Source organism: Candidatus Polarisedimenticolaceae bacterium (genome assembly GCA_036376135.1).
Taxonomy (GTDB): domain Bacteria; phylum Acidobacteriota; class Polarisedimenticolia; order Polarisedimenticolales; family DASRJG01; genus DASVAW01.
The window spans coordinates 34,676-59,753 of sequence record DASVAW010000137.1; the positions used below are offsets into that span (position 1 = coordinate 34,676).

Genomic DNA, 25,078 nt, shown 5'->3' on the forward strand with positions numbered 1-25,078 from the left:
GACGGGCCCGGCGCGATTCCTCGCGCCGGGCCCTGTTACAGGCGCAGACGGGTCACGGACACGGCGCGTCGTTCGGACGCGGCGTGCCCGAGCTGCGCGTTCCGAGACCTCCTTCGCCGCAGACGTTCTCCGCGGAGACGAGGTAGTAGTACCCGCGCTCCGGGGGTGTCGAGCCGTCGGTCGCGGTCAGGTCCGCCGAGGCGTTCTCGTAACACGTGTGGTCGTACACGATCGCGCCGGCGCTCGGAATCGTCCCGCGGTAGACGTTGTACGCACCCGCCTGGGAGGTCGCGCTCCACTCGAGGGTCGTCTTCGACGACCAGCCGACGCCGGCGGCATTCCCCGGGATCTCGGTGATCGTCGCGTTGAACGGCTGGCAATCCGCCGTGTCCGGCGTGCCGTCGTTGTCGTTGTCCGCGTCGCAGGCGTCCCCTTCGGCGTCTCCGTCGAAGTTCGCCTGGTCGGGATTCGCCGCGAAGTCGCAGTTGTCGCAGGCGTCGCCCCGGGCGTCGGTGTCGGAGTTGGTCTGGGTCGCGTTCGGGGTCGTCAGGCAGTTGTCGCAGGCGTCGCCGACCGTGTCGGAGTCGCCGTCGGCCTGCCCGACGTTGGAGACCCTGCGGCAGTTGTCGGAGGCGTCCAGGACGGCGTCGCCGTCGTCGTCGGGATCGCAGGCGTCTCCCTGGGTGTCGCCGTTGACGTCCGACTGGTTCCCCTCGAGCAGCTCGAGGCTCGAGAGCGTCTGGTCCCCGTTCTGGTCGCAATAGGCCGTCGAGAGGCCGCAGTTGCCGTTCCTCGTCGAGGCGCAGTTGTCGCAGAGGTTGCCGACGAAATCGGCGTCCGCGTCCAGCTGGTCCGGGTTCGCGGTGTTCGGACAGTTGTCGCAGGTGTTCCCGATGCGATCGTTGTCCGCATCGGACTGCGAGCTGTTCGCGATCGTCTTGCAGTTGTCGTTCACGTCCGGGACGCCGTCGTTGTCGTCGTCGAAGTCGCAGACGTCCCCTTCGCCGTCGCCGTCGAGGTCGGCCTGGCTGGCGTTCACGTCGGCGGGGCAGTTGTCGCAGGTGTCGCCCTTGCCGTCCCCGTCCGCATCCACCTGCGTGGGGTTGTCGACGCCGAAGCAGTTGTCGCAAGCGTCGCCGACGCCGTCCCCGTCCCCGCCGTCCGCCTGGCTCACGTTCGAGACGAGGTCGCAGTTGTCCGACGCGTCCGGGATCCCGTCGGCGTCGTCGTCGGTGTCGCAGACGTCGCCCTGCCCGTCGCCGTCGGTGTTCTTCTGGTCCGCGTTGGCGTTCGCCGGACAGTTGTCGCAGACGTCGCCCTTCCCGTCCGTGTCGCCGTCGGTCTGCGTCGAGTTCGAGATCGACGGGCAGTTGTCGCAGACGTCGCCGCGCGTGTCGCCGTCGCCGTTCGCCTGCCCGGCGTTCGCGACGTTCGGGCAGTTGTCCGAGGCGTCGAGGATGCCGTCGTTGTCGTTGTCGGTATCGCAGGCGTCGCCCGACGCGTCCCCGTCCGCGTTCGCCTGGTCGGTGTTCACCGTCGTGCTGCAGTTGTCGCAGACGTCGCCCACGAGGTCGCCGTCGCCGTCGGCCTGGTTCGCGTTGGCGGTGATGCGGCAGTTGTCGTCGCAGTTGGTGGTCGCGCCGCCGGTGCAGGGATCGTTCACCGCGTCCCCGTCCGAGTCGAGCCGGCCGTCGTTGTCGTCGTCGGTGTCACAGACGTCGCCCAGGCCGTCCGAGTCGCTGTTGGTCTGGTCGAGGTTCGCGCCGGTGCGGCAGTTGTCGTCGCACTGGAAGCGCTGGCCGGTGATGCACGGCTTGTCCGTCGCCGAGCCCGAGACGTCGCCGTCGTCGAAGATCGTGTCGTTGTCGTCGTCGGAGTCGCACGCGTCGCCGATGCCGTCGAGGTCGAAGTCCTCCTGGCCCGCGTTGGAGGCGGCCGGGCAGTTGTCGCAGGCGTCGCCGAGCCCGTCGAGGTCGGTGTCGGTCTGCGCGGCGTTCGCGACCACCGAGCAGTTGTCGCAGACGTCTCCGCGGGCGTCGGCGTCCCCGTCGGCCTGATTCGTGTTCGCCGTGGAGACGCAGTTGTCGCACGGGTCGCCCTTGGTGTCCGCGTCGGCGTCGGCCTGGCTCGCGTTCGAGGCGAGCGGGCAGTTGTCCGAGGCGTCCGCGACGCCGTCGCCGTCGTCGTCGGTGTCACAGGCGTCGCCGGACGCGTCGCCGTCGGTGTTGAGCTGGTTCTGATTCGTCGCCGAGGGGCAGTTGTCGCAGGCGTCGCCGAGCGTGTCGCCGTCGCCGTTGGCCTGGTTGCCGTTCGGCTTGAGCGGACAGTTGTCCGAGACGTCGGGCGCCCCGTCGTTGTCGTCGTCGGGATCGCAGGCGTCCCCCAGGGTGTCGTTGTCGGAGTTCTCCTGGTAGAGATTCGCCGCGTTGGGGCAGTTGTCGCATTCGTCGCCGCGGCTGTCCCCGTCGGCGTCGAGCTGCGTCGGGTTGTTGAGCTGCGGGCAGGTGTCCTTCAGGTTGCGGATGCCGTCTCCGTCGGTATCCACCGGCGAGACCAGGTAGACGGCGCCGGCGCCCGTGCGCGTGCCGCCCGGACCGTCCGCCCCCTGGGCGCCGAGGAGGACGTCCTGGAACCCGTCGCCGTTCATGTCGCCCGCGTTCGCCGCGGAGCCGAGGCCGTCGAGGACGTTGCGCCCGTAGACGGTGAGGTCGGCCGTGCGCGTGAGCCCGTCGATCGTCCGCGGGGGACTCGCCTCTCCCCAGTAGGCGAGCACCTTCCCGGCCGAGGTGCGCGCGTTCGGACCGTTCGCGGTTTCCGCCGCGATGACGAGGTCCTGCCGGCCGTCGCCGTCGATGTCCCCCGCGGCGACCTTGGTCCCGATCCGGTCCCCCGCGGCGGCCCCGAAGGCGGCGGTGACGAGGTTGTACGGGGCGGAGGTCACGTCCTGGAGGGACATCACGGTTCCCGACGCCAGGTTGTTCCGGCCGCGCACCACGCGCACCTCGCCGGAATCGGTACGGATGTCGGTGGGGGCCGGGCCGTCGCCGTTCGGGGTCCCCACGATGAGGTCCCGGCACGCGGCACACGGCTGGCTCGCGTCGTCCCCGAGCTCCCCGGCGGCGAGCGTCTCGCCGGTCTGGTCGCCGGCGTCGATGCCGTCGAGCGCGACCAGGAAGTGCGCCGTGTTCGTCATGTCGCGCGTCGACGGGAGGTTGTTGGCGCCGCGCACGACGTACACCCGGCCCGACTCGGCCTTCCCCCCGGCGGGGAAGCTGATCGCCGAGATCGCCATGTCCTGGAAGGTGTCGCCGTCGAAGTCGAGCGCGGAGACGGCCCAGCCGAAAAAGCTGTCCGACGTCGGTCCGTAGATACTGACCGTGGCGACGTTGTTGGTCGCCAGGTTGTAGGTGGCGGCCGCGCCGCTGCGACCCCGGAGGACGTAGGCGTCGCCGCAGGCGGGGCACTGGTTGTTGCTGCCGTCGCCCCCCGTCGCCCCGCCGAGGATGTCCGCGAAGCCGTCGTGGTTGAAGTCCCCGACGGCCAGCGACCGGCCGAACTGGTCCGACTCGTCGGGGCCGAAGATCGTCACGTCGGCCGCCGTGCGGCTGGCGTCGGCGGTCCTCAGGTCGATCGTCGCGGGCCAGGTGGTGCGCCCGTACAGGACGTACACCTCTCCCGCGTTCGGTTTCAGGTTGTTGGCGCCGTCCGCGAAGCGCGCTCCGATGATCAGGTCCTGGATTCCGTCCCCGTTGAAGTCCCCCGCGCCGAGGCTGTTCCCCGCGGTGTCGCGCGGATCGGCGCCGTAGATCGTCACGTTGGGGGGGGCGGTCCTGAGATCGACGGGCGAGTTCCACGTCTCGCGGCCGAAGACCACGTAGACCTCGCCGCAGGCCGTCCGGGCGTTCGAGGGACCCGACGCGAGGGTGGAGCCGAAGATGAAGTCCGCGACGCCGTCGCCGTTCACGTCTCCCGACGTCAGCGCGATCGAGGCCTGGTCGTCCTGGTCGATGCCGTGCAGCTCGATGTCGCCGAGGACCTGCGCGAAGTCGATCACGGCGAAATCGCACGCGTTCCCCACGCCGTTCCCGTTGGTGTCCTCCTGGCCGGGGTTCGACCGGAACGGACAGTTGTCGACGGTGTCGTCGATCCCGTCGGCGTCGTCGTCCGCATCGCACGCGTCGCCGTCGGCGTCGCCGTCGTTGTTGCGCTGGTCGAGGTTCGCGACGGTCGGGCAGTTGTCGCACGCGTCGCCGAAGGTGTCGGCATCGCCGTCGGCCTGCGTGTTGTTCGCGGCGTTCGGGCAGTTGTCGCAGGCGTTGCCGAAGTTGTCCGCGTCGGCGTTCGCCTGCGTGGAGTTCGACGTCGTCGCGCAGTTGTCGGAGGCGTCGGCGACCGTGTCCCCGTCGTCGTCCGCGTCGCAGACGTCCCCGACGCCGTCGAGGTCGATGTCGGACTGATTCGCGTTCGCGGTCGAGACGCAGTTGTCGCAGGCGTCGCCGCGCCCGTCCAGGTCGCCGTCCGCCTGCGTGTTGTTCGCGGCGGCCGGGCAGTTGTCGCAGGCGTTCCCGTAATTGTCCCCGTCGGAGTTCGCCTGGTCGGCGTTCGCGAGGGCCGAGCAGTTGTCGCAGGAGTCGCCGCGGCCGTCGAGGTCCCCGTCGGTCTGGCTGGCGTTCGAGACCGAGACGCAGTTGTCGCAGAGATCACCGTCGCCGTCCCCGTCGGCGTCGGCCTGGGTCGCGTTCTGGACGCCGAGGCAGTTGTCGCAGGCGTCGCCGTCGCCGTCGAGGTCGCCGTCTTCCTGACCGTTGTTGACGACGGAGATGCAGTTGTCGCAGGAGTTCCCGCGCGTGTCGCCGTCGGTGTTGGCCTGGTCGGGGTTGTCGATCGTCGGGCAGTTGTCGGCCGCGTCGAGGTCGCCGTCGTTGTCGTCGTCGGTGTCGCAGGCGTCCCCCTGGCCGTCGCGGTCGAGGTCGGCCTGGTTGGCGTTGGTCGCCGAGGGGCAGTTGTCGCAGGCGTCGCCGAGGGTGTCGCCGTCGCCGTTGGCCTGCGAGGCGTTGGAGGTGAGCGGGCAGTTGTCCGCGCCGTCCAGGAAGCCGTCGCCGTCGTCGTCGTTGTCGCAGGCGTTCCCCTGCGCGTCGGCGTCGGTGTTGAGCTGGTCGGGGTTCGCGACCGCCGAACAGTTGTCGCAGCTGTTCCCCACGCCGTCCGTGTCGGCGTCGAACTGGTTGATGTTCACGGTCGTCGGGCAGTTGTCCGCGATGTTCCGTCGGCCGTCGAAGTCGGTGTCGACGGACGAGACGATCCAGAGCTCGCCGGCGTCGGGGCGCTGGTTGTCGAGGATCGGACCGAGCCCGTCGTCGGGGCCGTCGGCCTCCGCCGCGCCGATCGCGATCTCGCGAACTCCGTCGCCGTTCACGTCGCCGGTGGCGAGGGTCTGGCCGATCGAGTCGAGCACGTCGCGACCGTGGATCAGGGCGTCGACGTTTCCGGTGGCGAAGTCGTTGAGGTCGTAGGAGAGAGGGAACGGGTCGAGGACCTTGTCCTGCCCGTTGAGGACGTACACCTCTCCCGAGAGGGTGCGCGCAGGGACGAGGGAATCGGGGCCGTCGGCCCCGGGAGCTCCCGCGACGAGGTCGTCGAGGAAGCGGTCGACGTTGCACGAGCAACCCGGATCGAAGTAGGTGTCCTTCCCGCTGACGTTGCCGAGGACGACGCGGTCGCCGAACTGGTCGCCCGCGTCCGCGCCGTAGATCGGGATGCTGCTCCCGGCGGTGGCGAGGTCGATCTCGAGCGCGAGGGACGCGGAGCCGAAGACGAGATCGACCCTCCCCGCCGAGGAGCGCGAATACGACGGGCCGGGGCCGTCGGCGAGGGGCGAGCCGATCGCCAGGTCCGCGAAGGTGTCGCCGTCGAGGTTCCCCGCGGCGAGCATGAGGCCGGCGCCGTCTCCGGCGCGTACGCCGTAGATCCGCACCGGGTTCGAGTTCGCCAGGTTGATCTCGTTGGGAAGGGTCGCCGAGCCGTAGACGATCGCGATCTCGCCGGCGTCGAGGCGGCTTCCCGGGGCGGTCCCCGGTCCGTCGCCGGTCGGCGCGCCGAGGGCGATGTCCGGGATGAGGTCGCCGTTGAAGTCGCCCACCGCCAGGCCGCGGCCGTAGGCGTCGAGCGCGTCGATCCCGTAGATCCGCACGTTGGGGAGCTGCTGGGTCAGGGCGAGATCGCGCGTTCCGGCGGTGAACGGTCCGTAGAGGACGACCACGTCGCCGCAGTCGAGCTTCGCGTTGTTGTTTCCGTCCGCCGAGGGCGCACCGATCACGAGGTCGGGATAGGTGTCGTTGTTGACGTCGCCGACCCCGAGGGTACGGCCGAGCTGGTCCCCCGGATCGGCGCCGAAGATCGTGATGTCGGCCTTCGTGGTGGAGGAGTCCGCCGAGAGCAGGTCGATCGAGGCCGGCCACGACGTGCGTCCGAAGAGGACGTAGACCTCGCCCGCTCCCGAGCGGAGGTTTCCGGGTCCGTCTCCGCCGCTGACCCCGAGGATCAGGTCCTGCAGGCCGTCGCCGTTGAGGTCGGCCGCCGCCATCGCCCGCGCCAGCTGGTCGGTTCCGCTCACGCCGTAGATCACGACCGCCGCCGGGGCGGTCGAGAGGTCGATCGTGGTCGGCCACGACTTCGAGCCGAAGCGGATCGACACCTCCCCGACCCCGTCCCCGCGCTCGTCGTTGGGACCGCGCCCGCCTCTCGCGGCGCTGATCACGTCCGCCAGGCCGTCCCCGTTGACGTCGGCGAACAGGACCTCGTGGCCGTACGCGTCGCCGTCGGAGATCCCCCACAGGACCGGACTCTGGTCGTCCCCCTGCAGGTCCACCGTGAGATCGGCCCATTGGGCCCGCGCGGTCGCGAAGGGAAGGAGGATCGCGGTCGCCGCGATCCCGATCGCGGCGAGGAGTCTCCGCTCGAGCGTCATGCCACCCCCAACAAGGCCGCCCGAGGGATACACCCCGGCCAGCGCGGTCTCGGACCCCCCCGAGCCGAAGCCACCTATATACGGCGCACCCGCCGGTGTGGGGTGGATTTCGGAGCCGCGGTCCGCCGCGAGCCTTCAACTCCGTAATCCGGCGGTATATTGCGCGCCCCCATGAGAGCGTTTTCCGCCCCGTTCGCCCTGCTCCTCCTGGCCACGGGGTGCGCCGCCTCCCGCCGGGACGCCGTGCCCCCCGTGCCGCGGTTCGAGGGGGACCTCGAGGCGCGGCTGGCCTCCGCCTCCCCCGGCCAACGCTTCACCGTGCTGGTCGACGTGCGCGACGGCCTCGATCCGCTCGCGCTGCGCGACCGGCTACGGCGCGAGGGGTTGCCCAAGGCGCAGCGTCGGGCCCGGGTGATCGCGGCCCTCGAGCGCGATGCCCAGGCGCGTCAGGCGCCCCTGCTCGAGGCGATCGAGCGCGCGATCGGCGAGGGCTCGCTCGATTACGCACGTTCGGTGGCCGTCGTGAATCGCCTGGTCGTCGAGGGCTCCGCCGCCGGGATCCTCGCGCTCGCCCGTCGCCCCGAGGTCGCGGTCGTCCGCCCCGACTGGACCAGCCGTCCCGCCGGGACCGCCCTCGAGCCCTCCTTCACCCCGGACGGCTCCACCCTCCCGGAGCGGTTCGTGAGCTGGGCGATCCCGTCGATGCGCGCCGACGCGTTGTGGGCGCGGGGCCTTACGGGATCGGGGGTACTCGTCGCGTCGATCGACACGGGGGTGTACGGGGCGCACGAGCAGCTGGCCGGCCGGAACGCCCCGGAACCTCGGGGGTGGTACGACCCCGTCGAGGGATCCGCCGAGCCCCGCGATCCGCACGGGCACGGCACCGGCGTGCTCTCCGTCGCGGTCGGGGGGAACGTCGACGGACGGGTGCTCGGCGTCGCCCCGGAGGCGACGTGGGCCTCCGCGCTGGGCAACTGGCGGAACTACTACTCGCGTTCGCGGATGACCCTCGCGGCGGACTGGATCCTCCGCACGGCCCGTCCCGACGTCTTGATCAACGCGTGGTCGCACGACGAGGGACGGTGCACCGATTTCGACCTCCCGTTCGTTCGTGCGTGGGAAGCGGCCGAGATCTTCGTGGCCTTCCCGACCGGCAACGCCGGGCCCGCTCCGGGCTCGGGGGAGAGCCCGGCGCAGCTGGCGGGGATCTTCGCCGTCGCCGGGATCGATCCGGCGGGAGGTCCGAGCGCCACCTCGTCGCGCGGGCCCAGCGCCTGCGGCTCGACGAGGTTCCCCGCCGTCGCCGCGCCGGGCGCTGGCCTTCCCCACGCCCATCCCTTCACACCGCGCAGCTACCTAGCCGGCCAGGGCACCTCCTTCTCCGTCGGGCTCGCGGGAGGCGGCGCGGCGCTCCTGCTGCAGGCGCACCCGGAGGCGACCCCGGAGGAGATCGCGCGCGCGCTCGTCGCCGGTGCGCGCGACGTCGCCCCGCCCGGGGTGGACGACGCGACCGGCGCCGGCGCGATCGACCTGCCCCTGGCCCTCGAGGCGCTCGAGAGTCGCCGGTGAGCCGGACCCGTCCGCTTCTCGTCGCCGCGCTCGCCCTTTTCGCGTGGGCGTGCGCGTCCCCGGAGCCGCGAAGCGTCGTCGTCGTGACGCTCGACACCTTCCGGGCGGACCGCATGGGAGCCTACGGCAATCGCGACGGCCTGACGCCGGCGCTCGACGCCTTCGCCGAGGCGTCGGTCGTCTTCGAGGCGGCCTCCGCCCCGACCCCGATCACCCTCCCGTCGCACACGTCGCTGTTCACCGGCCGCTACCCGACCGCGCACGGCGTCCGGAACAACGGCACCTTCGTCGTCCCCGCCGGCGAGACGACCCTCGCGGAGATCCTCAAGGAGCGCGGCTTCCGCACCGGCGCGGTCGTCGCGTCGTTCCCGCTCCAGAGCCGCTACGGTCTCGCGCAGGGGTTCGACCTCTACGACGAGGAGTTCCCGGAGGGAAGCCCGAACGCCGACGGCAGCGTCCCCGTCTTCTTCCAGGAGCGCGACGCCCGCGCGGTGACCGATCGGGCGCTTCAGGTCTGGGGAAAACTCGGGGACTCCCGCCGCCTCTTGTGGGTCCACTACTTCGACGCCCACGCCCCCTACGCCGCTCCCGAGCCGTTCGCCTCGCGCCACGCGAAGGCGCCGTACGACGGCGAGATCGCCTGGCTCGACGGCCAGGTGGGACGCCTGCTGGCGCGGGTGCGCGAGGACGATCCGAACGCGATCGTGGTGATCGCGGCCGACCACGGGGAGAGCCTGGGGGAGCACGGGGAGAAAACGCACGGCGTCTTCGTCTACGAATCGACGATCCACGTTCCGTTCGTCCTGCGGGCCCCGGGGCTCGACGCGAGGCGGGTGGCGGAGCCGGTGAGCCTCGTCGACGTGCTCCCGACGGTGCTGGGCCGGCTCGGGATCCCGGTCCCCGCCGGGGTGGAGGGGGCGGACCTCGGCGCCACGGTGCTCGCGGGCAAGGCCGCCGCGCGGCCGATCTACGCCGAATCGTGGCTCCCCAAGCTCCAGTTCCGCTTCTCCGAGCTGACGGCCCTGCGGCGGGGCTCGTTGAAGCGGATCGACGCCCCCGCCCCGGAGCTGTACGACCTCGCCCAGGACCCGCGCGAGGAGCGGAATCTCGAGGGCGGTCACCCCGACGGCGAGGCGATGGCCGAGGCGCTCGCCGCCTTCCGGGCGGCCGAGGACCCGCAGGCCTCCGAGCGCGCCGCCGGGGGGCTCTCCGCGGAGGACGAGGCGAAGCTGCGCAGCCTCGGGTACACCTCGGCCGGATCGCTCCGGTCCAACCCCGGCGAGGGACGCGGCCGCGACCCGAAGGCGATGACCGACTACCTCCAGCGCTACGACCGCGCGGTGGGGTTGGCCTCCGCGGGACGACAGCCGGAGGCGATCCCGCTCCTGCGCGCGCTCGTCCCGGAGGCCCCCGAGAACTTCATGGTCCGCTACCAGCTCGGCACGGCGCTCCTCACCGCGGGGAACGTGGCGGAAGCGGCCGCGGAGTTCGCGGAGGTGATCCGCGTCGCACCGGAGTTCGCCAACGGCTACCTGCTCGCGGCGACCGCGGAAGGTCGCCTGGGGCGCGTCGACGACGCCGCGCGCCACTACGAGGCCGCGATCGCGCTCGCCCCGGACCTCGTCGAGCCGCGGGTCGCGCTGGGCCGATTGCTCGAATCCGTCGGGCGTTTCGAGGCCGCGGCGGAGGCCTACCTCGCGGCGGCGAAGGCGGCGCCGCAGGACGCGGAGCCGTCCCGCCGGCTGCTCGAGCTGCGCCAGGGGCGAGGCGAGGGCGCGCGCGGGATCGGGGACCTCGCGGCGCTCGCCGCCTCGCTCCCCCGCGCGGCCGGGATCTGGTCGGTCGTCGGGCAGGCGCGCCGCCGGGCCGGCGACCTCGAGGGGGCGCGGGCCGCTTCCGAGCGCGCGAGCGCGGCGGACCCGTTCCTCGCCGAGGCGATGCTCCTGCGGGGCGAGCTGTCGCTCGAGGCGCGCGACCCGGCCGGGGCGCTGGAAACCTTCGACGCGGTGCTCGCGCGCCGCGCCGACCGCGCCGACGCGATGCTCGGCCGCGCGAAGGCGCTGCTCGCCCTCGGCCGGGCCGTCGAAGCCGAGGCCACGCTCGCCGAGATCTCCCGGCGCTACCCGCGCCTTTCGGACGGGATCACGCTGCGCGGCCGGTTCCTCGAGCAGACCGGCGAGCGCGCGGCCGCGGCGCAGGCGTATCGTGAAGCGTTGCGCGTGAACCCCGGGGACGTGGCCGCGCGGGAGGGGCTGCGGCGCCTCTCCCGTTGATCCGGAGGCGAGCACCTTGAACGGCACGACGCTCACGCAGCTGATTCCGGTCCTTCAGGTCGCGGTCGGACCCGTCATCCTGATCTCCGGCGTGGGCCTGCTCCTGCTGAGCATGACGAACCGCCTCGGCCGGGTCGTCGACCGCGCGCGCGCGCTCGGCCGCGAGCTGCGCACCGCCGAGGCCGCCGACCGCGCGACCCTGCTGACGCAGCTCGCCATCCTCGACCGCCGGTCGGGGCTGCTGAACCTCGCGATCACCTGCGTCTCGCTGAGCGTGTTGCTCGCGGCGGTGCTCGTCGCCATCCTGTTCGCCTTCGCGTTCGCCGGGATCGAGAGCGCCGCGCTCGTGGTCGTCGTCTTCACGGGTTGCCTCGGATCCCTGATCGTCGGTCTCGCGGTGTTCCTGCGCGACGTGAATCTCTCCCTCGACGCGTTGCGCCACGAGATCGCGCGCGACCGCGAGGCGGCCGGGCGGGCGTGATGCTCGCGCTCTTGCTCGGCGTCTCGATCGTCCTCTCGGACGGTCGCGTCCTCGAGGGGAGCGACCTGCGTCGCCAGGGGGCGAGCTACCAGCTCACGCTCGCCTCGGGCGAGGTCGTATCCCTTCCCGAAGGCCTCGTCCGCGAGATCCGGCTGACCGACGACGGGCCGAAGCCGGCGCCGACCGCGATCCGCCCCGCCGCTCCCGAGACCCTCGCCGGGGACGCCGATTCCCGACGCCCGCCGTCGTCGCAAACGCTGCGCCGCGCCCTCGGCCCCCCGGCGACGTTCGTCGAGCCGAAGGTCGATCCGTCGTGGCAGCCGGCCCCCGCCGTCGATCCCGAGCGCGACGTGCTCGCCCCGCAACGGTCGTCGTTCATGCCGAGCCTCATCGACCCGAACTGGACGCCGGAGTCCGCCTTCGACGCGGGGATCGACGTGCTCGCGTCGAGCCGGGCCCGGTTCACCCCCGCGCGCGTCGAGCCGTCATGGAAGGCCCGCGACGGATTCGGGGACGCGCCGGCCTCCCCCGTCTCGAAGGAGCGGTTCTTCAGCGCGGCGCAGGCGGCGCCGATCCCCGAGGCGGACTTCGCTCCCGACCGCTGCGCGGCGACCCTACTCCCGGGAGAGACCGCCCTCGCCGAGCCGCGGGCGGCGCGGGAGGACGAGCCCGCGCTCGAGCCGCTGCGCCTTTCGCTCTGGCGCGCCGAGCGCGAGTCGGACGGGCGCCGCGTGCGGATCGTCTTCGCCGCGGACGGCGACGCCTGCCGTCCGCTGGGCGGCGACCTCGGCGGCGACAAGTCCGCCGAGCGCGCCCTCGCGGCGTGGGTCGCGGCGGTGGGCGCCCGGCGCCCGCTCCCCGCGACCCGCGACGCCAAGCTCGCGCTGGCGCTGGCGCTCGTGACGCTCACCGAGCCCGACGCGAGCGGCGCGCGCGACGCGTCGCTGAAGCTGCTCACCGACCGCGACGCGCTCGCGACCGACTCCCGCCAGGTCCCCCTGCGCTGCGCGTCGACCCCGCCCGAGCGCAACCGCGCGGCCCGCGCCGCGCTCGATGCGTTCCGGCCGCCGCACGTGGCCGGAAAACCCGGCGCCGAGCTCGCGACGTTTTTCACGTGGAGCCCCGCGCGCGGCGTGGTGCGCCGCCACGCGGTGACGCTGCCGTCGGACGGCGTCCCGCAGGTCGTGACCGAGATCGTCGCCGAGCACGTCGGCGCCCACGACGACGACCGACCCGCGGGGTCGCCGGCGCTGCGCGCGACGACGCCGGAGACCCTGGCCCCGAAGCCCGCCCGCTAGGGCATGCCGAGGTACCCCTCGGCCTCCATCCAGTCGGCGACCCGATCGGCCGCCCCCGCCGGATCGTCGTCGGAGACGTCGAGGTCCAGGCGCGGCAGGCGGCTCCGCCCGCAGGCCTCGCGGAACAGCTCCTGCTCGCGGATGAAGCGCCCGAGGTCGTCGTACTGGCCGGGGTTCCCGGAGACCTTGAGGCGCTCCTCCCGCGCCGCGGCGAACGAGTCCGGCGAGCGGCTGCAGTGGACGACGACGAAGCGCAGCGGGAGGAGGCGGTCCTCCAGCCACGCGAAGTCGTAGAGCTTCCCGCGCTCCTGCAGCTGGTGGACCTGGGTCGAGATGTGGAACCGGTCCACGATCCACGAGTAATAGGGCATCAGCTCGAACAGGCGGGCCCAGGTCGCGAAGGTCTCCATCGCGCGGGCTTCCTCCTCGGGTGCGAAGTTGAGCAGTCCCCGCCCCCACGGGAAGTTCGTGAACGCGCACCACTCCCCGGAGATCAGCGGCGAGTGATAACGGTACTTCCGGGGCCCGACGATGCGCGGATGCTCGTTGAGCGCGAACGCGAGGTCGGTCTTGTGGGTGAGGCGCGTGCCTTCGAGGATGACCTTCGGGGTCAGCTTGGGGGGCTTCATCGGCGCGACACGACGTCCGGAGGCTTCGAATCGAAGTTTGGTAGCGGGGGCAGGATTTGAACCTGCGACCTTTGGGTTATGAGCCCAACGAGCTACCGGACTGCTCCACCCCGCGTCAAGGTTCGTTCGAAGCGCGCGGCACTATAGCAGATCGACCCGACTCATCAAGGCCGGGACCGGTGCCGCCGCGCGTCACCACGACGATCTCGCCGGGCTTGGCGTAGCCGAGTTTCTCGCGCGCGATCCGCTCGATCGCGCGTGGGTCGCGCTTGAGGCGTTCGACCTCCGCGCGAAGCGCCGACACGCGCTGCTGCTGCTCCTCGAAGTCCCCCTCGAGCGCGGCGAGCTCGGCCCGTTGCGCGCGGACGTCGATCCAGCCCCGCTCGCCGAAGATCGCGGTCAGGACCCCGGTGACGAAGACGACGGCGAGCGCCGCGACGTAGACGTTCCGGCGGCGGCGGCGGCGGCGGGCCGCCTCGGGGGTCGGATCCCCCGGACGCTCGTACTCCCCCGCCGCGACGGCGTCGGAGGATTCGGGGCCGAGCGGGCGCGCGTCGGTCGCGCGGCCGTCCGGCCGGAGCGTCAGGTCCGGCGAAGGCACGGGCCTGCCCGGGTCGAACAACCCGCGTTGGGAAGAGCCGCCCTTCCCGCCCCGCCGGAAGCGGAGGATCTTCGCCACTTACCGCCTGCGGCCGTGACGCGGGAACGCGCCCCAGCCGGTGTACCGCGCCTCGTCGCCGAGCTCGGACTCGATGCGCAGCAGCTGGTTGTATTTCGCCGTGCGCTCCCCGCGGGCGGGGGCGCCGGTCTTGATCTGGCCGAGGTTCAACGCGACCGCGAGGTCGGCGATGATCGCGTCCTCGGTCTCGCCGGAGCGGTGCGACGCGATGCAGGTGTATCCCGCCCGGTGCGCCATCTGGATGCAGTCGAGGGTCTCGGTGACGGTCCCGATCTGGTTGAGCTTGATGAGGACGCTGTTGGCGATCCCCTCGCGGATCCCCTTCGCCACGATCGCGGGGTTCGTCACGAAGACGTCGTCGCCGACGAGCTGCACGGAATCGCCCAGCGCCTTCGTCAGCGCGGCCCAGCCCTCCCAGTCTCCCTCCGCCATCCCGTCCTCGATCGACACGATCGGGTAGGCCTTGCACCAGGCCTGGTACATCGCGACCATCTCGGCCGAGGACTTCCTAGGCTTCTTCTCGGCCGCGAGGGTGTAGATCCCCTTGTCGAAGAACTCCGAGGCCGCCACGTCGAGGGCGAGCGCGACCTCCTTCCCCGGCTTGTATCCGGCCTTGGCGATCCCGTCGACGAGCGCCGCGAGAGCCTGTTCGTTGTTCTCGAGGTTCGGCGCGAAGCCCCCCTCGTCGCCGACTCCGGTCGCCAGCCCCTTCTTCTTCAGCACTCCCTTGAGCGCGTGGTAACACTCGGCGCCGCAGCGAAGCGCCTCCGCGAAGGAGTCGAATCCGAGGGGCACGATCATGAACTCCTGCACGTCGACGTTGTTGTCCGCGTGCGCCCCGCCGTTGAGGACGTTCATGAGGGGGACCGGGAGGTCCTTCGCGTTGGTGCCGCCGAGGTAGCGGTACAGCGGCAGCCCCGTCTCCGCCGCCCCGGCGCGGGCGAGCGCCATCGACACCGCGAGGATCGCGTTCGCGCCGAGCTTCTCCTTGTTGTCCGTGCCGTCGAGCTCGACCATCGCGTTGTCGAGGAACACCTGGTCGAGCGCGCTCATCCCCACGATCCCCGGGGCGATCGTGCGCTCGACGTGCGCGACGGCCTTCAGGACGCCCTTCCCGCCGTAGCGTTTCGCGTCCTTGTCCCGCAGTTCGAGCGCCTCGCGCGAGCCGGTCGAGGCCCCCGAGGGAACCGCCGCGCGGCCGGACGCCCCGCTCTCGAGCACGACGTCCACCTCGACCGTCGGGTTCCCGCGCGAGTCGAGGACCTCCCGCGCGACCACATCCTGGATCCGTCCCTGAACGCTCACGCGAATCTCCTTGAAGCAGGGCCGGGGCGACTATACTTCAGCCCCGAGGCGACGCTCAAGGCAACTCGAACAAAACCCCGGGGTTAGGTCCCCGCCGAGGTGGCGATGGAGAGGGTCGGAAACGCGGTCGTCGTGGTGCTGTCGACCGCCCCGGACGTGGCGACGGCCCAAAGGCTCGCAAACGCCCTCGTCGAGCGGCGGCTGGCCGCGTGCGTCCAGGTGATTCCCGGGATCCTCTCGACCTACCGGTGGAAGGGCGACGTGCAGCGCGACGACGAGGTCCTGCTCCTCGTCAAGACGACGCGGGCGGGGGCCGAGGCGGTGCAAGGCGCGATCGCGCAGCTCCACCCGTACGAGGTCCCCGAAGTCGTCGTGCTCCCGGTCGAAGGGGGCGGCGATGCCTACCTGCGCTGGGTCGCGGAGAACGTCGGCGGCTAGAGCGCCTTCAGCGCCTGCCCGAGGTCCTTCCTGAGGTCCTCGACGTCCTCGAGCCCGACGCTGATGCGCACGAGGCCGTCGGTCACTCCGATCCTCCTCCGCTGCGCCTTCGGCACCGAGCCGTGGGTCATCGAGGCCGGGTGCGAGATCAGCGTCTCGACCCCGCCGAGGCTCTCCGCCAGGGCGCACAGCTCGACCTTCTTGAGGAACCGCTTCGCGCGGGCGAGCGACCCGAGATCGAACGAGATCATGCCGCCGAACCCCGACATCTGACGGCGCGCGAGGGCGTGCTGCGGGTGGCTCTTGAGCCCCGGATAGATCACCCGGACGATCCCCCGCTTCGCATCGAGCCAGCGCGCGAGCTCCCCGGCGGTGCGCGCGTGGCGCTCCATCCGCACCGGAAGCGTCTTGATGCCGCGCAGGATCAGGAACGACTCCATCGGCGAGAGGATCGAGCCGATGGTCTTCTGCAGCCACGCCATCCGGTCGGCATCCTCGCGCCGCGTGAGCACGGCGACCCCGCCCAGGCTGTCGCTGTGACCGTTGAGGTACTTCGTCGTCGAGTGGATCACGATGTCCGCGCCGAGGGCGATCGGCTGCTGGAAGTAGGGGCTCATGAAGGTGTTGTCGACGACGAAGCGGAGCTTTCGCGCCTTCGCGATCTTCGCCGCGCCGGCGAGGTCGGTGAGCCCGAGCACCGGGTTCGTCGGCGTCTCGACGAACAGCATCCGCGTCGAGGGCTTGATCGCCCCTTCGATCGCGGCGAGGTCGGAGGTGTCGACCCAGGAGAAGTCGAGGCCGAACTGCCGGAGCAGCCCCTCGAACAGGCGGTAGGTCCCGCCGTAGACGTTGCGCGAGACGACCACGTGATCCCCGGACTCGAGCAGCGACAACACCGCGTGCGTCGCCGCGACCCCCGAAGCGAAGCAGCGCGCTTCCAGCCCCCCCTCGAGGGCGGCGAGGTTGCGCTCGAGGGCGGAGCGCGTCGGGTTGATCACGCGGCCGTAGTCGTACGGCCACCCCTCGCCGAGGCCGGGCTGCCGGTAGGTCGAGGTGAAGTAGACCGGCTGCATCACCGCGCCGGTCGTCGGGTCGGGGATCTGTCCGGCGTGGATCGCCTGGGTCGCGAAGCCGGGTTTGCCGCGTCTCGGGGGTGCCATGGATCGTCTCCTCCCGGAAGCCCCGGACGTTAGCACGCGCTCCATGGTGGTGCGGAGCGTGTTGCCGGGAGGCGACCGGCGGCGGACGCGAGGCGGACGCCCGCGGACTCCCAAGCGGACGCCTCGCCCGATTTCAAGGCTCTTTTCGCGGGCACGCCGGGTGCTTGCCTCGACCCCATGCGCTGGCCGATTCACAGGGTCGAGAAACAACGCCGCTTCGTGCCGCGGTTCTGCCCGCGGAAGGACTGCGCGCAGCACACGCTCCGCGAGGGGGAGACCTTTCGGTTCCAATACCACGGCTCGTACCGCCGCCGGGACGGCCGACGCGTCCCCCGCTACCGCTGCCTCGCCTGCGGGAGGACCTCGAGCAAGCAGGCCTTCGCCCTCTCGTACTTCCTGAAGCGACCGGAGCTCCTCGTTCCGATCTTCGCCGGGCTCCAGGCCGGCTCGTGCCATCGTCAGCTCGCGCGGTCGCTCGGCTGCGCCCCCTCGACCGTCACGCGACAGAGCGCAAGGCTCGGTCGTCACGCGCTCCTCCTCACCGCAAGCGCGCTCTCGGAATTGGGAGAGCTGAGCGAAGAGCTCGTCGCCGATCACTTCGAGACCTTCGTCGGAACCCAGGACTACCCCGTCGGAGTCGCCACCGTGGTCGGCAAGCAGTCCTGGTTCATCTACGCCCTCGACCCTGCGCCTCACGCTCGAGCCGGCACACGAACGCCCTTCCAGGAAGCCAAGCGACGTGCGCGGCCCCCGCAGCCGACGCGAGGCGGGTATGTCGGCTCGATGATCCGCATTCTCGATGCGTTGCTTCATTTCTTCCCGGACAAACGCTCGCTCTCGCTTCGCACCGACGGCCACGCGAGTTACCGACAGGTCGTGTCCAGCACGAAGTTCCGGAGCCGGGTCCGGCACGCCGCGTTCCCGAATCCGAAGCGAGGGCCCAAGGGCTCGCCGCGCAGCGCCTCGGCCATCGTCCGCGACCGCGCGATGTTCCCGGTCGACGCGCTCCACGGGCTGTTGCGCCACTCCGAGAGCCATCACCGGCGGGAGACGATCGCCTTCGGGCGTCGGACCAACGCGATCCTCGAGCGGCTGTACCTCGCCATCGCCTGGCGCAATTTCGTGAAGGGGGTCTCGGAGCGCCGACCCGATCCGACGACCCCCGCGATGCGGCTGGGATTGACGACCGAGCCGTGGACCTGGGCGCGCGTCCTGGCGCGACGGCTGTTCCCCGGCCGGGTCCGCGTCCCCGCGAGTTGGCTCGAGGTCTACCGCCGCGCCTGGATCACGCCGGGCATCCCGAACGCCGCGCACAAACTGGGGTTGGCGTACTGACCAAGCCGGTCGCGCCACCGCGTTGCGCGTGGACGCGACCGGAATGGCCGAAGAGCGGGGGCGTGGGCCCGGCTTCCAACACGCTCCGCACCACCATGCACGCGCTCAGGACTTGCCGCCCTGGTTCCCCTTGCCCTTGTTCTTGTCCTTCTTGCCCTGGCCTTGACCCTTCTGGGACTTGGCCTGATCGCCGCCCGAGCCGCCCTTGCCGTGCCGCTTCTTGTATTCGCCCGTCATCACGGAGCGCACGTCGCGGCCCGAGGAGCGCCACTGCATCGCCGTCTCGACCGGAACGCCGTAGTACTCGTGCGCCATGCGGACCGCGACGAGATTGCGCACGTCGGCGTCCTTCAGCACGATCGCGTGGCGGGGATCCTGCTTGTGTTTCTTCCAGTAGCCGTAGGCCTTCCCGTAAGGAGGGCCCGGGTCGCGCTGCACCGGAACGAAGAAGACGTCGGGCTGGACGTTGCAGCGGTTGGAGATCTCGAACCACCCGAGCCCCTGCCTGCGAAGCCCGAAGTAGAACTCGGGGCCCTTGCCGCAGTAGCGGTCGAGGTAGAGGGCGACGGAGAGATCGTCGGGGTTCGGGTAATACCGCCGACCCCAGTCCTCGATCACGCGCACGTCGCGGTCGAAGTACCGGGAGGAGATCGAGAAGAAGAGATTGGCGTCGTCGCCGACCGGGACGTTCGCGCCGAAGCTCACGTCGAGTCCCGCCCGGGCCGGAGCCGCGACGAGCGCGACGACGAAAATCGTAACCACGAGGAGTCGTTTCATGGAGTGGCCTCCTGCCCGGCCAAATCTAAACCGATCCCGCGACGGGGCAAGTTGGTAGCCTTGCCGCATGCGCATCCTCGCCGTCGGGGGCTTCGGTTCCGGATCCGGAAAAACCACGCTCGTCGCGCTTCTGCTCGCGCGGCTTCCCGGATGGGGGGCCCTGAAAACTTCTCCGGGAAAACACGGCCGGCCGCCGACCGGTCCCTGGACGCTCGAGACCGACGCCAGGGCCCTCCGCGCCGCGGGATCGGACACGGCGCGCATGATCGACGCGGGGGCCGCCCGCGTCGCGTGGCTGCGCAGTGCCGGAACACCCCCCCAGGATGCGCTCGACGCGGTGCGGAGGTGGAGCGCCGGCCTTCCCGGTCTCGTCGTCGAGGGTCTCAGGGCGGCCGAGGCGCTCGGAGCCGACCGGCTCTACCTCGTCGCGCGCGCCGGGTCGCGCGACCTGAAGCCCGCCGCGGTCGAGGCCGCGTCCCGCGCCGACGCGATCGTGGTGAACGGGACGGCCCCGCCCGCGGGACTCCCCTCCGGGCGAATCGTCGTCGCCGACCTCGCGAAGATACCCGGCCCCTCGCTCGAGGCCCTCCTCGAGGAGATCAGTGCGTGGTCTCGAAAGTGATCCGGAACGCCGAAGCGGTCGACAGGTGCTGGCGCACGTCGTCGAATCCGATGCTGTAGACCATCTGGCGACCGGCGCGCAGCGGGATGAGCTTCGTCCCCCCCGTGCCCGCGCCGACGAGGTTTCCCTCGCCGTCGACGACGGCGAGCGCGATCCCGATCTTCACCGATGCCTCGCCGAGGTTGGAGACCGTCACCTTCGCCTTGGGTTGCTCGAACAGCGGCGTCGGCTTGTCCCCCTGCGGCTCGGGAAGGACGAACTCGATCGAGTCGAACTTCGCCCCGTCACCCAGCTCGATGCCGACCTGCAACGGCTTGTTGGCCTTGAACTCGTAGCTCTTCGAGACGAAGCCGTCGGCACGCGCCGTCGAGGCGAGCGCGAGCACGGCGGCGAGGATCGTTCCCTTCTTCATGGTGCTACTCCCGGGGGCGGCGCCAGGATCCCGAGCGCCCTCCGCTTTTCTCGAGGAGGCAGACCTCCTCGACGGTGATGCCGCGGTCCGCGGCCTTGGCCATGTCGTAGAGGGCGAGCGCCGCGGCGGACGCCGCGACGAGCGCCTCCATCTCGACGCCGGTCGTCCAGCGGGCCGCCGCCTCGGCGGTGACGACCGCCTCCCGGCCCCGGGACTTCAGTTCGATGCGGACGTCGAGGTGGTCGAGCGGGATCGTGTGGCACAGCGGGATCCACTCGGCGGTGCGTTTGCCGGCCTGGATCCCCGCGAGGCGGGCGACCGCCAGGGCGTCCCCCTTGGCGAGGCGGTTCTCGCGCAGGAGCCGGAACGACGTCGCGCCGAACCGGACCCGGGCCCGGGCGACCGCGCGGCGCTCGGTCGCGCCCTTGGCGCCGACGTCGACCATGCGAGCCGCTCCCTGCGCATCCACGTGGGTCAGCCTGCCCATGGGAAGCATCCTACCCCAGCCGGTTGTAGACTCCCCGGCCACCTCAGGAGACGACCCCGTGAGCACCCTCGCCGCCCTCGAACCCCGCTCGCTCTGGGAACACTTCGACGCCCTCACGAAGATCCCCCGCCCCTCCGGCCGCGAGGCCGCCGCCGCCGCGTACGTCGAGTCGGTCGCCCGCCGCATCGGCGCGGAGATCCGCCGCGACGCCGTGGGCAACGTCGTCCTCTCGGTTCCCGCGAGTTCCGGGCGCGAGAAGGCCCCCGCCGTGATCCTCCAGGGCCACCTCGACATGGTCGCGGAGAAGAACAAGGGGGTCGAGCACGACTTCCTGAAGGACCCGATCCGCACGCGCGTCGAAGGCGAGTGGGTCGGGGCCGTCGGCACGACGCTCGGCGCCGACAACGGCATCGGCGTCGCCGCCGCCCTCGCGGCCGCGACCGACCCGGCGGTGTCGCACGGTCCCCTCGAGCTGCTCTTCACGATCGACGAGGAGCGCGGCCTCACGGGAGCGATCGGCCTCGACGCGTCGCTCCTGCGAGGGCGCACGCTGCTCAATCTCGACTCCGAGGAGGACGGCGCGATCTACGTCGGCTGCTCGGGGGGATGCGACTCGATCCTGCACTTCGACCCCCGCTGGACCGCGCCGACCCCCGGCCGCGCGCCGTTGCTCCTCGAGGTTCGCGGACTTCGCGGCGGGCACTCCGGCCTGAACATCCACGAGGGACGCGGGAACGCGCTCAAGCTCGTCGTGAGGATCCTCTTCTCGGCTCTGGAGGCCGGGGTCCGGTTCGATCTCGCGGCGATCCGGGGCGGATCGAAACACAACGCCATCCCCCGCGAGGCGGAGGCGATCCTCCACGTCGATCCGGCGGACCGGGCGAAGCTCGACGGCATCGTCGCCTGCATGCGCGAGGGGTTCGGCGTGGAGCTCGCCGGCGTCGACGACGGAGTCGAGGTGGCGGTTTCGGACGCACCGTCCGCCGCGCGGGTCGCCTCCGCCGAGGCGGCCGGGAGGCTCGTGCGGCTGCTGGCCGTGCTCCCGCACGGCGTGATCGCGATGAGCCGGGACCTTCCCGGCCTCGTCGAGACGTCGAACAATCTCGCGGTGGCCGAGATCGAGGGCGACCTCGTCCGGATCGTCACTTCGAGCCGCTCGAGCGTCGCGCCGTCGATCCGGATGGTCCTGGACGCCATCCGCTGCGCCGGCCAGCTGGCCGGTGCCGACGTGGAGTCGAGGGACGGTTATCCCGGATGGAAGCCGAATCTCGCCTCACCCGCGCTCGGCGTCGTCCGCGACGTCTACCGCCGGCGCTGGGGGCGCGAGCCCGAGGTCAAGGCGATCCACGCCGGACTCGAGTGCGGTCTTCTGGGGGAGAAGGTCCCCGGTCTCGACATGGTCTCCTTCGGGCCGCAGATCGAAGGGGCGCACTCCCCCGACGAACGCGTGCACGTGGCGTCGGTCGACCGGTTCTGGGGCGCGCTCAAGGAAGTGCTCGACCGGATGTCGGCCTAGGCCCCCGGCCGCTCGATCCCGAACCCCTCGAGCTCCGAGGGCCAGTTGACGTTCGCGAGCGCGAGCGTGACGTCGATCCCCCAGCCCTCGAGCGCGGCGGCGGGGAGACGCTGCACCTCGAGATCCGCGAACAACGCCTGGACCTTCAGCGCGCCCGTCTCGAGGGCGTCCCGCACGAGCGGTTCCGCCGACCGTCGCCACAACGCGACGAGCGGGTGGTCCCGACCGGCGGCGTCCGTCGGCACGACGACCTGGGCCTCCGGCCGCGCCTCGGCCAGGAGCACCCGGAACAGGTCCGAGTCGGCCGCCGGGTAGTCGCACGCGAGGACCAGGAGGTCGGCCTTTCCGGTGGACGAGAAGGCTGCGGCGATCCCCGCGAGCGGACCCCGTCCCGCGGGAGGCTCGTCCTCGACGACGGCGAAGGAGGGCGCCGGATTCCGAACGCCCTTCGGGAGGCTGATCAGCACGTTCCCGCAGAGAGGGCGCAGCACCTTCGCCGCCCGCTCGGCGAGCGAACCGCCGTCGAGCCGGAGCTCGCCTTTCGGGCGTCCCATGCGCCGGCCCGCTCCGCCGGCGAGCACCACTCCGATCGTCTGAGCCACGCCGGCAATTTACACTCCCCCGATGGAACGCCTCATCCTGTTCGCCAAGGCCCCCCGTCTGGGCGCCGTGAAGACGCGGCTCGTCCCGCCGCTCACCGCCGAGCAGGCGCTCGACCTGCACCGCGCGTTCGTCGACGATCAGATCCGTTTCGTCGCCGCCTGTTGCCGGCGGGGACGCGAAGGGATCCTCGCCCTCGCCGAGCCCGCCGAATCCCTCCCGGAATCGGCGGTGGCGGCCGCCCTCGGACTGGAGGTCGCCCCGCAGGGAGACGGCGATCTGGGCGAACGGATGGTCCGCGCCTTCTCCCGCGCCTTTTCCCGGGGCGCCGATGCGGCGGCGATTCTCGGTGCGGACGCCCCCACGCTCCCCGCCGCCCTGGTCGACGAGGTCTTCGAGCGGCTCGAGGCCGGGGCCGACGCGGTGATCGTCCCCGCGAGCGACGGCGGCTACGTGATGATCGGGCTCCGGGGGCCCCACCCCGAGATCTTCGCCGACGTCGAGTGGGGGACCGGAACCGTCGCGCTCTCGACCCGGGTTCGCGCCAGGGTGGCCGGGGTGCGTCTCGAACAGACCCTCCCCTGGCACGACGTCGACCTTCCCGCCGACCTCGACCGACTCGCCGCCGAGGTCGCCCGGGACCCCCTGCGGGCTCCGGCGACCGCCCGGGTGGTGGCGAGGCTTCCACGCAACCGATAGACGGTTGCGGAGATCGGGTGGTATAGTCCGACCGCGTCGCGGCGAGGATCGCAACCCACCGAGCGGCGCGCCCGAATCGGAATCCAGCCCGAATGAGAAACGACGGAGAGCTTATGTCGGAAGGTCGCACGCGCGGCCGCCGCGGAGGTTCGCGCCGGGGTCGGCGCGACGAGACGCGGGGCCCGATCGAGGAAGGTCTGCCGGTCGATCCCGCGGTGGAGGTCGAGGAGGGAGACGCCGAGCCTCCCGTCGAGCTCGCCGGGGAGGAGGGCGCCGCCCCCGCCGAAGGGGACGACACCCACGTCGACCTCAACTCGCTCTACAGGATGAACAACGTCCAGCTCGCCGCCGCGGGGCGCCGCCTGGGCGTCGAGAACGCCGCGGGCATGCGCAAGCAGGATCTCATCTTCGAGATCATGAAGGCGCAGAGCGAGCGGAGCGGGCTCGTCTTCGCCGAGGGCGTGCTCCAGGTGCTCCAGGACGGCTACGGCTTCCTGCGTCACCCCGACTACAACTACCTCCCCGGCCCCGACGACATCTACATCTCCCCGTCGCAGATCAAGCGGTTCGGCCTGATCACCGGCGATACCGTCTCCGGCCAGGTGCGCCCCCCGAAGGAGGACGAGAACTACTTCGCCCTCATCAAGGTGCTGGCGGTCAACTTCGACGACCCGGACCGGATCCGCGACCGGGTGCTCTTCGACAACCTGACGCCGCTCTACCCCGCCGAGAAGCTGCGCCTGGAGACCGGGACCGACGCGATCGCCGGCCGGGTCATGGACCTGCTGACCCCGATCGGCAAGGGCCAGCGCGGCCTCATCGTCGCCCCGCCGCGAACCGGCAAGACGATGCTCCTCCAGTCGATCGCCAACTCGATCACGAAGAACCACCCGGAGGTCTTCCTCATCGTGCTGCTCATCGACGAGCGCCCCGAAGAGGTCACCGACATGCAGCGCTCGGTGCAGGGGGAGGTCGTCGCCTCGACCTTCGACGAGCCCGCGCAGCAGCACGTGCACGTCGCCGAGATGGTGATCGAGAAGGCCAAGCGCCTGGTCGAGCACAAGAAGGACGTCGTGATCCTGCTCGACTCGATCACCCGTCTCGCGCGCGCCTACAACACCGTGCAGCCGCCGTCGGGGAAGGTCCTTTCGGGGGGCATCGACGCGAACGCCCTGCAGCGCCCGAAGCGTTTCTTCGGCGCGGCCCGCAACATCGAGGAGGGCGGCTCGCTGACGATCATGGCGACGGCGCTCATCGACACCGGCTCGCGCATGGACGACGTGATCTTCGAGGAGTTCAAGGGCACCGGCAACATGGAGCTGCACCTCGACCGGAAGCTCACCGACCGGCGCGTGTTCCCCTCGATCAACATCGAGGCGTCCGGAACCCGCAAGGAAGAGCTCCTGCTCGCCCGCGAGCAGCTCAACAAGGTTTGGATCCTCCGCAAGATCCTCAACCAGATGTCGCCGGTGGAGGCGATGGAGCTCCTCATCGACAAGATGGGGAAGTCGAAGTCGAACGAGGAATTCCTGATGCTGATGCAGGGGGGGTAGCGGGAACTTCCGGGGGCAAACGAGGTCCAACGTCCCATGAGGAAACCCGTCCGGCTCGGTTTCTCCCTCGTCGCGTTGCTCGCTCTCGTCGCCTGCGACCCGGCGCCGAATCGGCTGACGATCCCGGCGGCCCCGGAGGCCGGGGTCGCCTTCATCGGCAGCTCCATCGCTCCCCCGCCGCCTCCTCCGCCGGGCTCCGAACGACGCATCGGCCACAGCGCCTCCCTTGCTTCCGCACCGTCGCCCGCCTCCGACCCCGACCGCAAGATCGTCCGCAC

Annotated in this window: 20 protein-coding genes and 1 tRNA gene; 11 read left to right on the plus strand and 10 right to left on the minus strand. The window is 71.4% G+C overall.

The genetic code is table 11. The annotated features are described in order from the left end of the window. Positions 1-52: 52 nt before the first annotated feature. Entirely contained in the window at positions 53-6,967 is a 6,915-nt protein-coding gene (locus VF139_14265; protein ID HEX6852557.1) for a thrombospondin type 3 repeat-containing protein, read from the minus strand. A 171-nt stretch (positions 6,968-7,138) separates the two neighbouring features. Here VF139_14265 and VF139_14270 point away from each other — a divergent pair, with 171 nt between their 5' ends. The 4 genes from VF139_14270 to VF139_14285 are packed head-to-tail and all read left to right on the plus strand — an operon-like array spanning position 7,139 to position 12,588. Then, positions 7,139-8,536, plus strand: coding sequence for a S8 family serine peptidase (locus tag VF139_14270; GenBank protein HEX6852558.1), 1,398 nt, complete (start codon positions 7,139-7,141; stop codon positions 8,534-8,536). Beyond that, positions 8,533-10,809 carry a sulfatase-like hydrolase/transferase gene (locus tag VF139_14275; GenBank protein HEX6852559.1) on the plus strand — a complete coding sequence of 759 codons (2,277 nt, stop codon included), beginning with the start codon at positions 8,533-8,535 and terminating at the stop codon, positions 10,807-10,809. Before VF139_14270 ends, VF139_14275 begins: the two co-directional genes overlap by 4 nt. A gap of 16 nt (positions 10,810-10,825) precedes the next feature. Next, complete coding sequence (locus VF139_14280) at positions 10,826-11,290, plus strand: DUF2721 domain-containing protein (GenBank protein HEX6852560.1); 465 nt, start codon at positions 10,826-10,828, stop codon at positions 11,288-11,290. Then, positions 11,290-12,588: a hypothetical protein gene (locus tag VF139_14285; protein ID HEX6852561.1), complete on the plus strand. Its 1,299-nt coding sequence runs from the start codon at positions 11,290-11,292 to the stop codon at positions 12,586-12,588. Before VF139_14280 ends, VF139_14285 begins: the two co-directional genes overlap by 1 nt. Here the strand turns inward: VF139_14285 and VF139_14290 are convergent. The 4 genes from VF139_14290 to eno all read right to left on the minus strand — a co-directional run bounded on the left by VF139_14290 (position 12,585) and on the right by eno (position 15,201). Continuing rightward, complete coding sequence (locus VF139_14290; protein ID HEX6852562.1) at positions 12,585-13,217, minus strand: hypothetical protein; 633 nt, start codon at positions 13,215-13,217, stop codon at positions 12,585-12,587. The genes VF139_14285 and VF139_14290 overlap by 4 nt on opposite strands. Before the next feature lie 38 nt (positions 13,218-13,255). Next, positions 13,256-13,332 (minus strand) — tRNA-Met (locus VF139_14295). Continuing rightward, a complete protein-coding gene (locus tag VF139_14300; GenBank protein ID HEX6852563.1) occupies positions 13,333-13,896 on the minus strand; it encodes a septum formation initiator family protein in 564 nt (187 codons plus the stop codon). Further along, positions 13,897-15,201 (minus strand): phosphopyruvate hydratase, encoded by a 1,305-nt coding sequence (eno, locus tag VF139_14305; GenBank protein HEX6852564.1) that lies wholly within the window; start codon positions 15,199-15,201, stop codon positions 13,897-13,899. It abuts the gene before it with no gap. Between the two features lie 105 nt (positions 15,202-15,306). Between eno and cutA the strand changes: the two genes are divergently transcribed. Next, on the plus strand, positions 15,307-15,639 hold the full coding sequence (gene cutA, locus VF139_14310) for a divalent-cation tolerance protein CutA (protein ID HEX6852565.1): 333 nt from the start codon (positions 15,307-15,309) through the stop codon (positions 15,637-15,639). Here cutA and VF139_14315 read toward each other — a convergent pair. Beyond that, positions 15,636-16,799 carry a PLP-dependent aspartate aminotransferase family protein gene (locus tag VF139_14315; protein ID HEX6852566.1) on the minus strand — a complete coding sequence of 388 codons (1,164 nt, stop codon included), beginning with the start codon at positions 16,797-16,799 and terminating at the stop codon, positions 15,636-15,638. The genes cutA and VF139_14315 overlap by 4 nt on opposite strands. A 177-nt stretch (positions 16,800-16,976) precedes the next feature. On the opposite strand from VF139_14315, the gene VF139_14320 reads away from it, so the two are divergent. Further along, the gene (locus VF139_14320; protein HEX6852567.1) at positions 16,977-18,134 is read left to right on the plus strand and encodes a hypothetical protein; all 1,158 of its coding nucleotides are present in this window, start codon (positions 16,977-16,979) and stop codon (positions 18,132-18,134) included. A 105-nt stretch (positions 18,135-18,239) separates the two neighbouring features. Here the strand turns inward: VF139_14320 and VF139_14325 are convergent, their stop codons facing one another. After that, positions 18,240-18,911, minus strand: a complete 672-nt coding sequence (locus VF139_14325) for a hypothetical protein (protein HEX6852568.1) — start codon at positions 18,909-18,911, stop codon at positions 18,240-18,242. Positions 18,912-18,978: 67 nt separating this feature from the next. On the opposite strand from VF139_14325, the gene VF139_14330 reads away from it, so the two are divergent. Next, complete coding sequence (locus tag VF139_14330) at positions 18,979-19,533, plus strand: hypothetical protein (GenBank protein ID HEX6852569.1); 555 nt, start codon at positions 18,979-18,981, stop codon at positions 19,531-19,533. Here the strand turns inward: VF139_14330 and VF139_14335 are convergent. Both VF139_14335 and moaC read right to left on the minus strand, forming a co-directional pair. After that, complete coding sequence (locus VF139_14335; protein HEX6852570.1) at positions 19,511-19,945, minus strand: hypothetical protein; 435 nt, start codon at positions 19,943-19,945, stop codon at positions 19,511-19,513. The two genes, VF139_14330 and VF139_14335, sit on opposite strands and share 23 nt — an antisense overlap. Before the next feature lie 4 nt (positions 19,946-19,949). Then, on the minus strand, positions 19,950-20,432 hold the full coding sequence (gene moaC, locus VF139_14340; protein HEX6852571.1) for a cyclic pyranopterin monophosphate synthase MoaC: 483 nt from the start codon (positions 20,430-20,432) through the stop codon (positions 19,950-19,952). A 58-nt stretch (positions 20,433-20,490) separates the two neighbouring features. On the opposite strand from moaC, the gene VF139_14345 reads away from it, so the two are divergent. Further along, positions 20,491-21,948, plus strand: a complete 1,458-nt coding sequence (locus VF139_14345) for an aminoacyl-histidine dipeptidase (protein ID HEX6852572.1) — start codon at positions 20,491-20,493, stop codon at positions 21,946-21,948. Here the strand turns inward: VF139_14345 and VF139_14350 are convergent. Beyond that, the gene (locus VF139_14350; protein ID HEX6852573.1) at positions 21,945-22,550 is read right to left on the minus strand and encodes a molybdenum cofactor guanylyltransferase; all 606 of its coding nucleotides are present in this window, start codon (positions 22,548-22,550) and stop codon (positions 21,945-21,947) included. The genes VF139_14345 and VF139_14350 overlap by 4 nt on opposite strands. Before the next feature lie 22 nt (positions 22,551-22,572). On the opposite strand from VF139_14350, the gene VF139_14355 reads away from it, so the two are divergent. The 3 genes from VF139_14355 to VF139_14365 all read left to right on the plus strand — a co-directional run. Continuing rightward, the gene (locus VF139_14355) at positions 22,573-23,247 is read left to right on the plus strand and encodes a TIGR04282 family arsenosugar biosynthesis glycosyltransferase (GenBank protein HEX6852574.1); all 675 of its coding nucleotides are present in this window, start codon (positions 22,573-22,575) and stop codon (positions 23,245-23,247) included. A gap of 113 nt (positions 23,248-23,360) precedes the next feature. Beyond that, entirely contained in the window at positions 23,361-24,800 is a 1,440-nt protein-coding gene (gene rho, locus VF139_14360) for a transcription termination factor Rho (protein HEX6852575.1), read from the plus strand. 36 nt (positions 24,801-24,836) lie between these two features. Further along, a partial coding sequence (locus VF139_14365; GenBank protein ID HEX6852576.1) for a hypothetical protein occupies positions 24,837-25,078 on the plus strand: 242 nt, incomplete at its 3' end.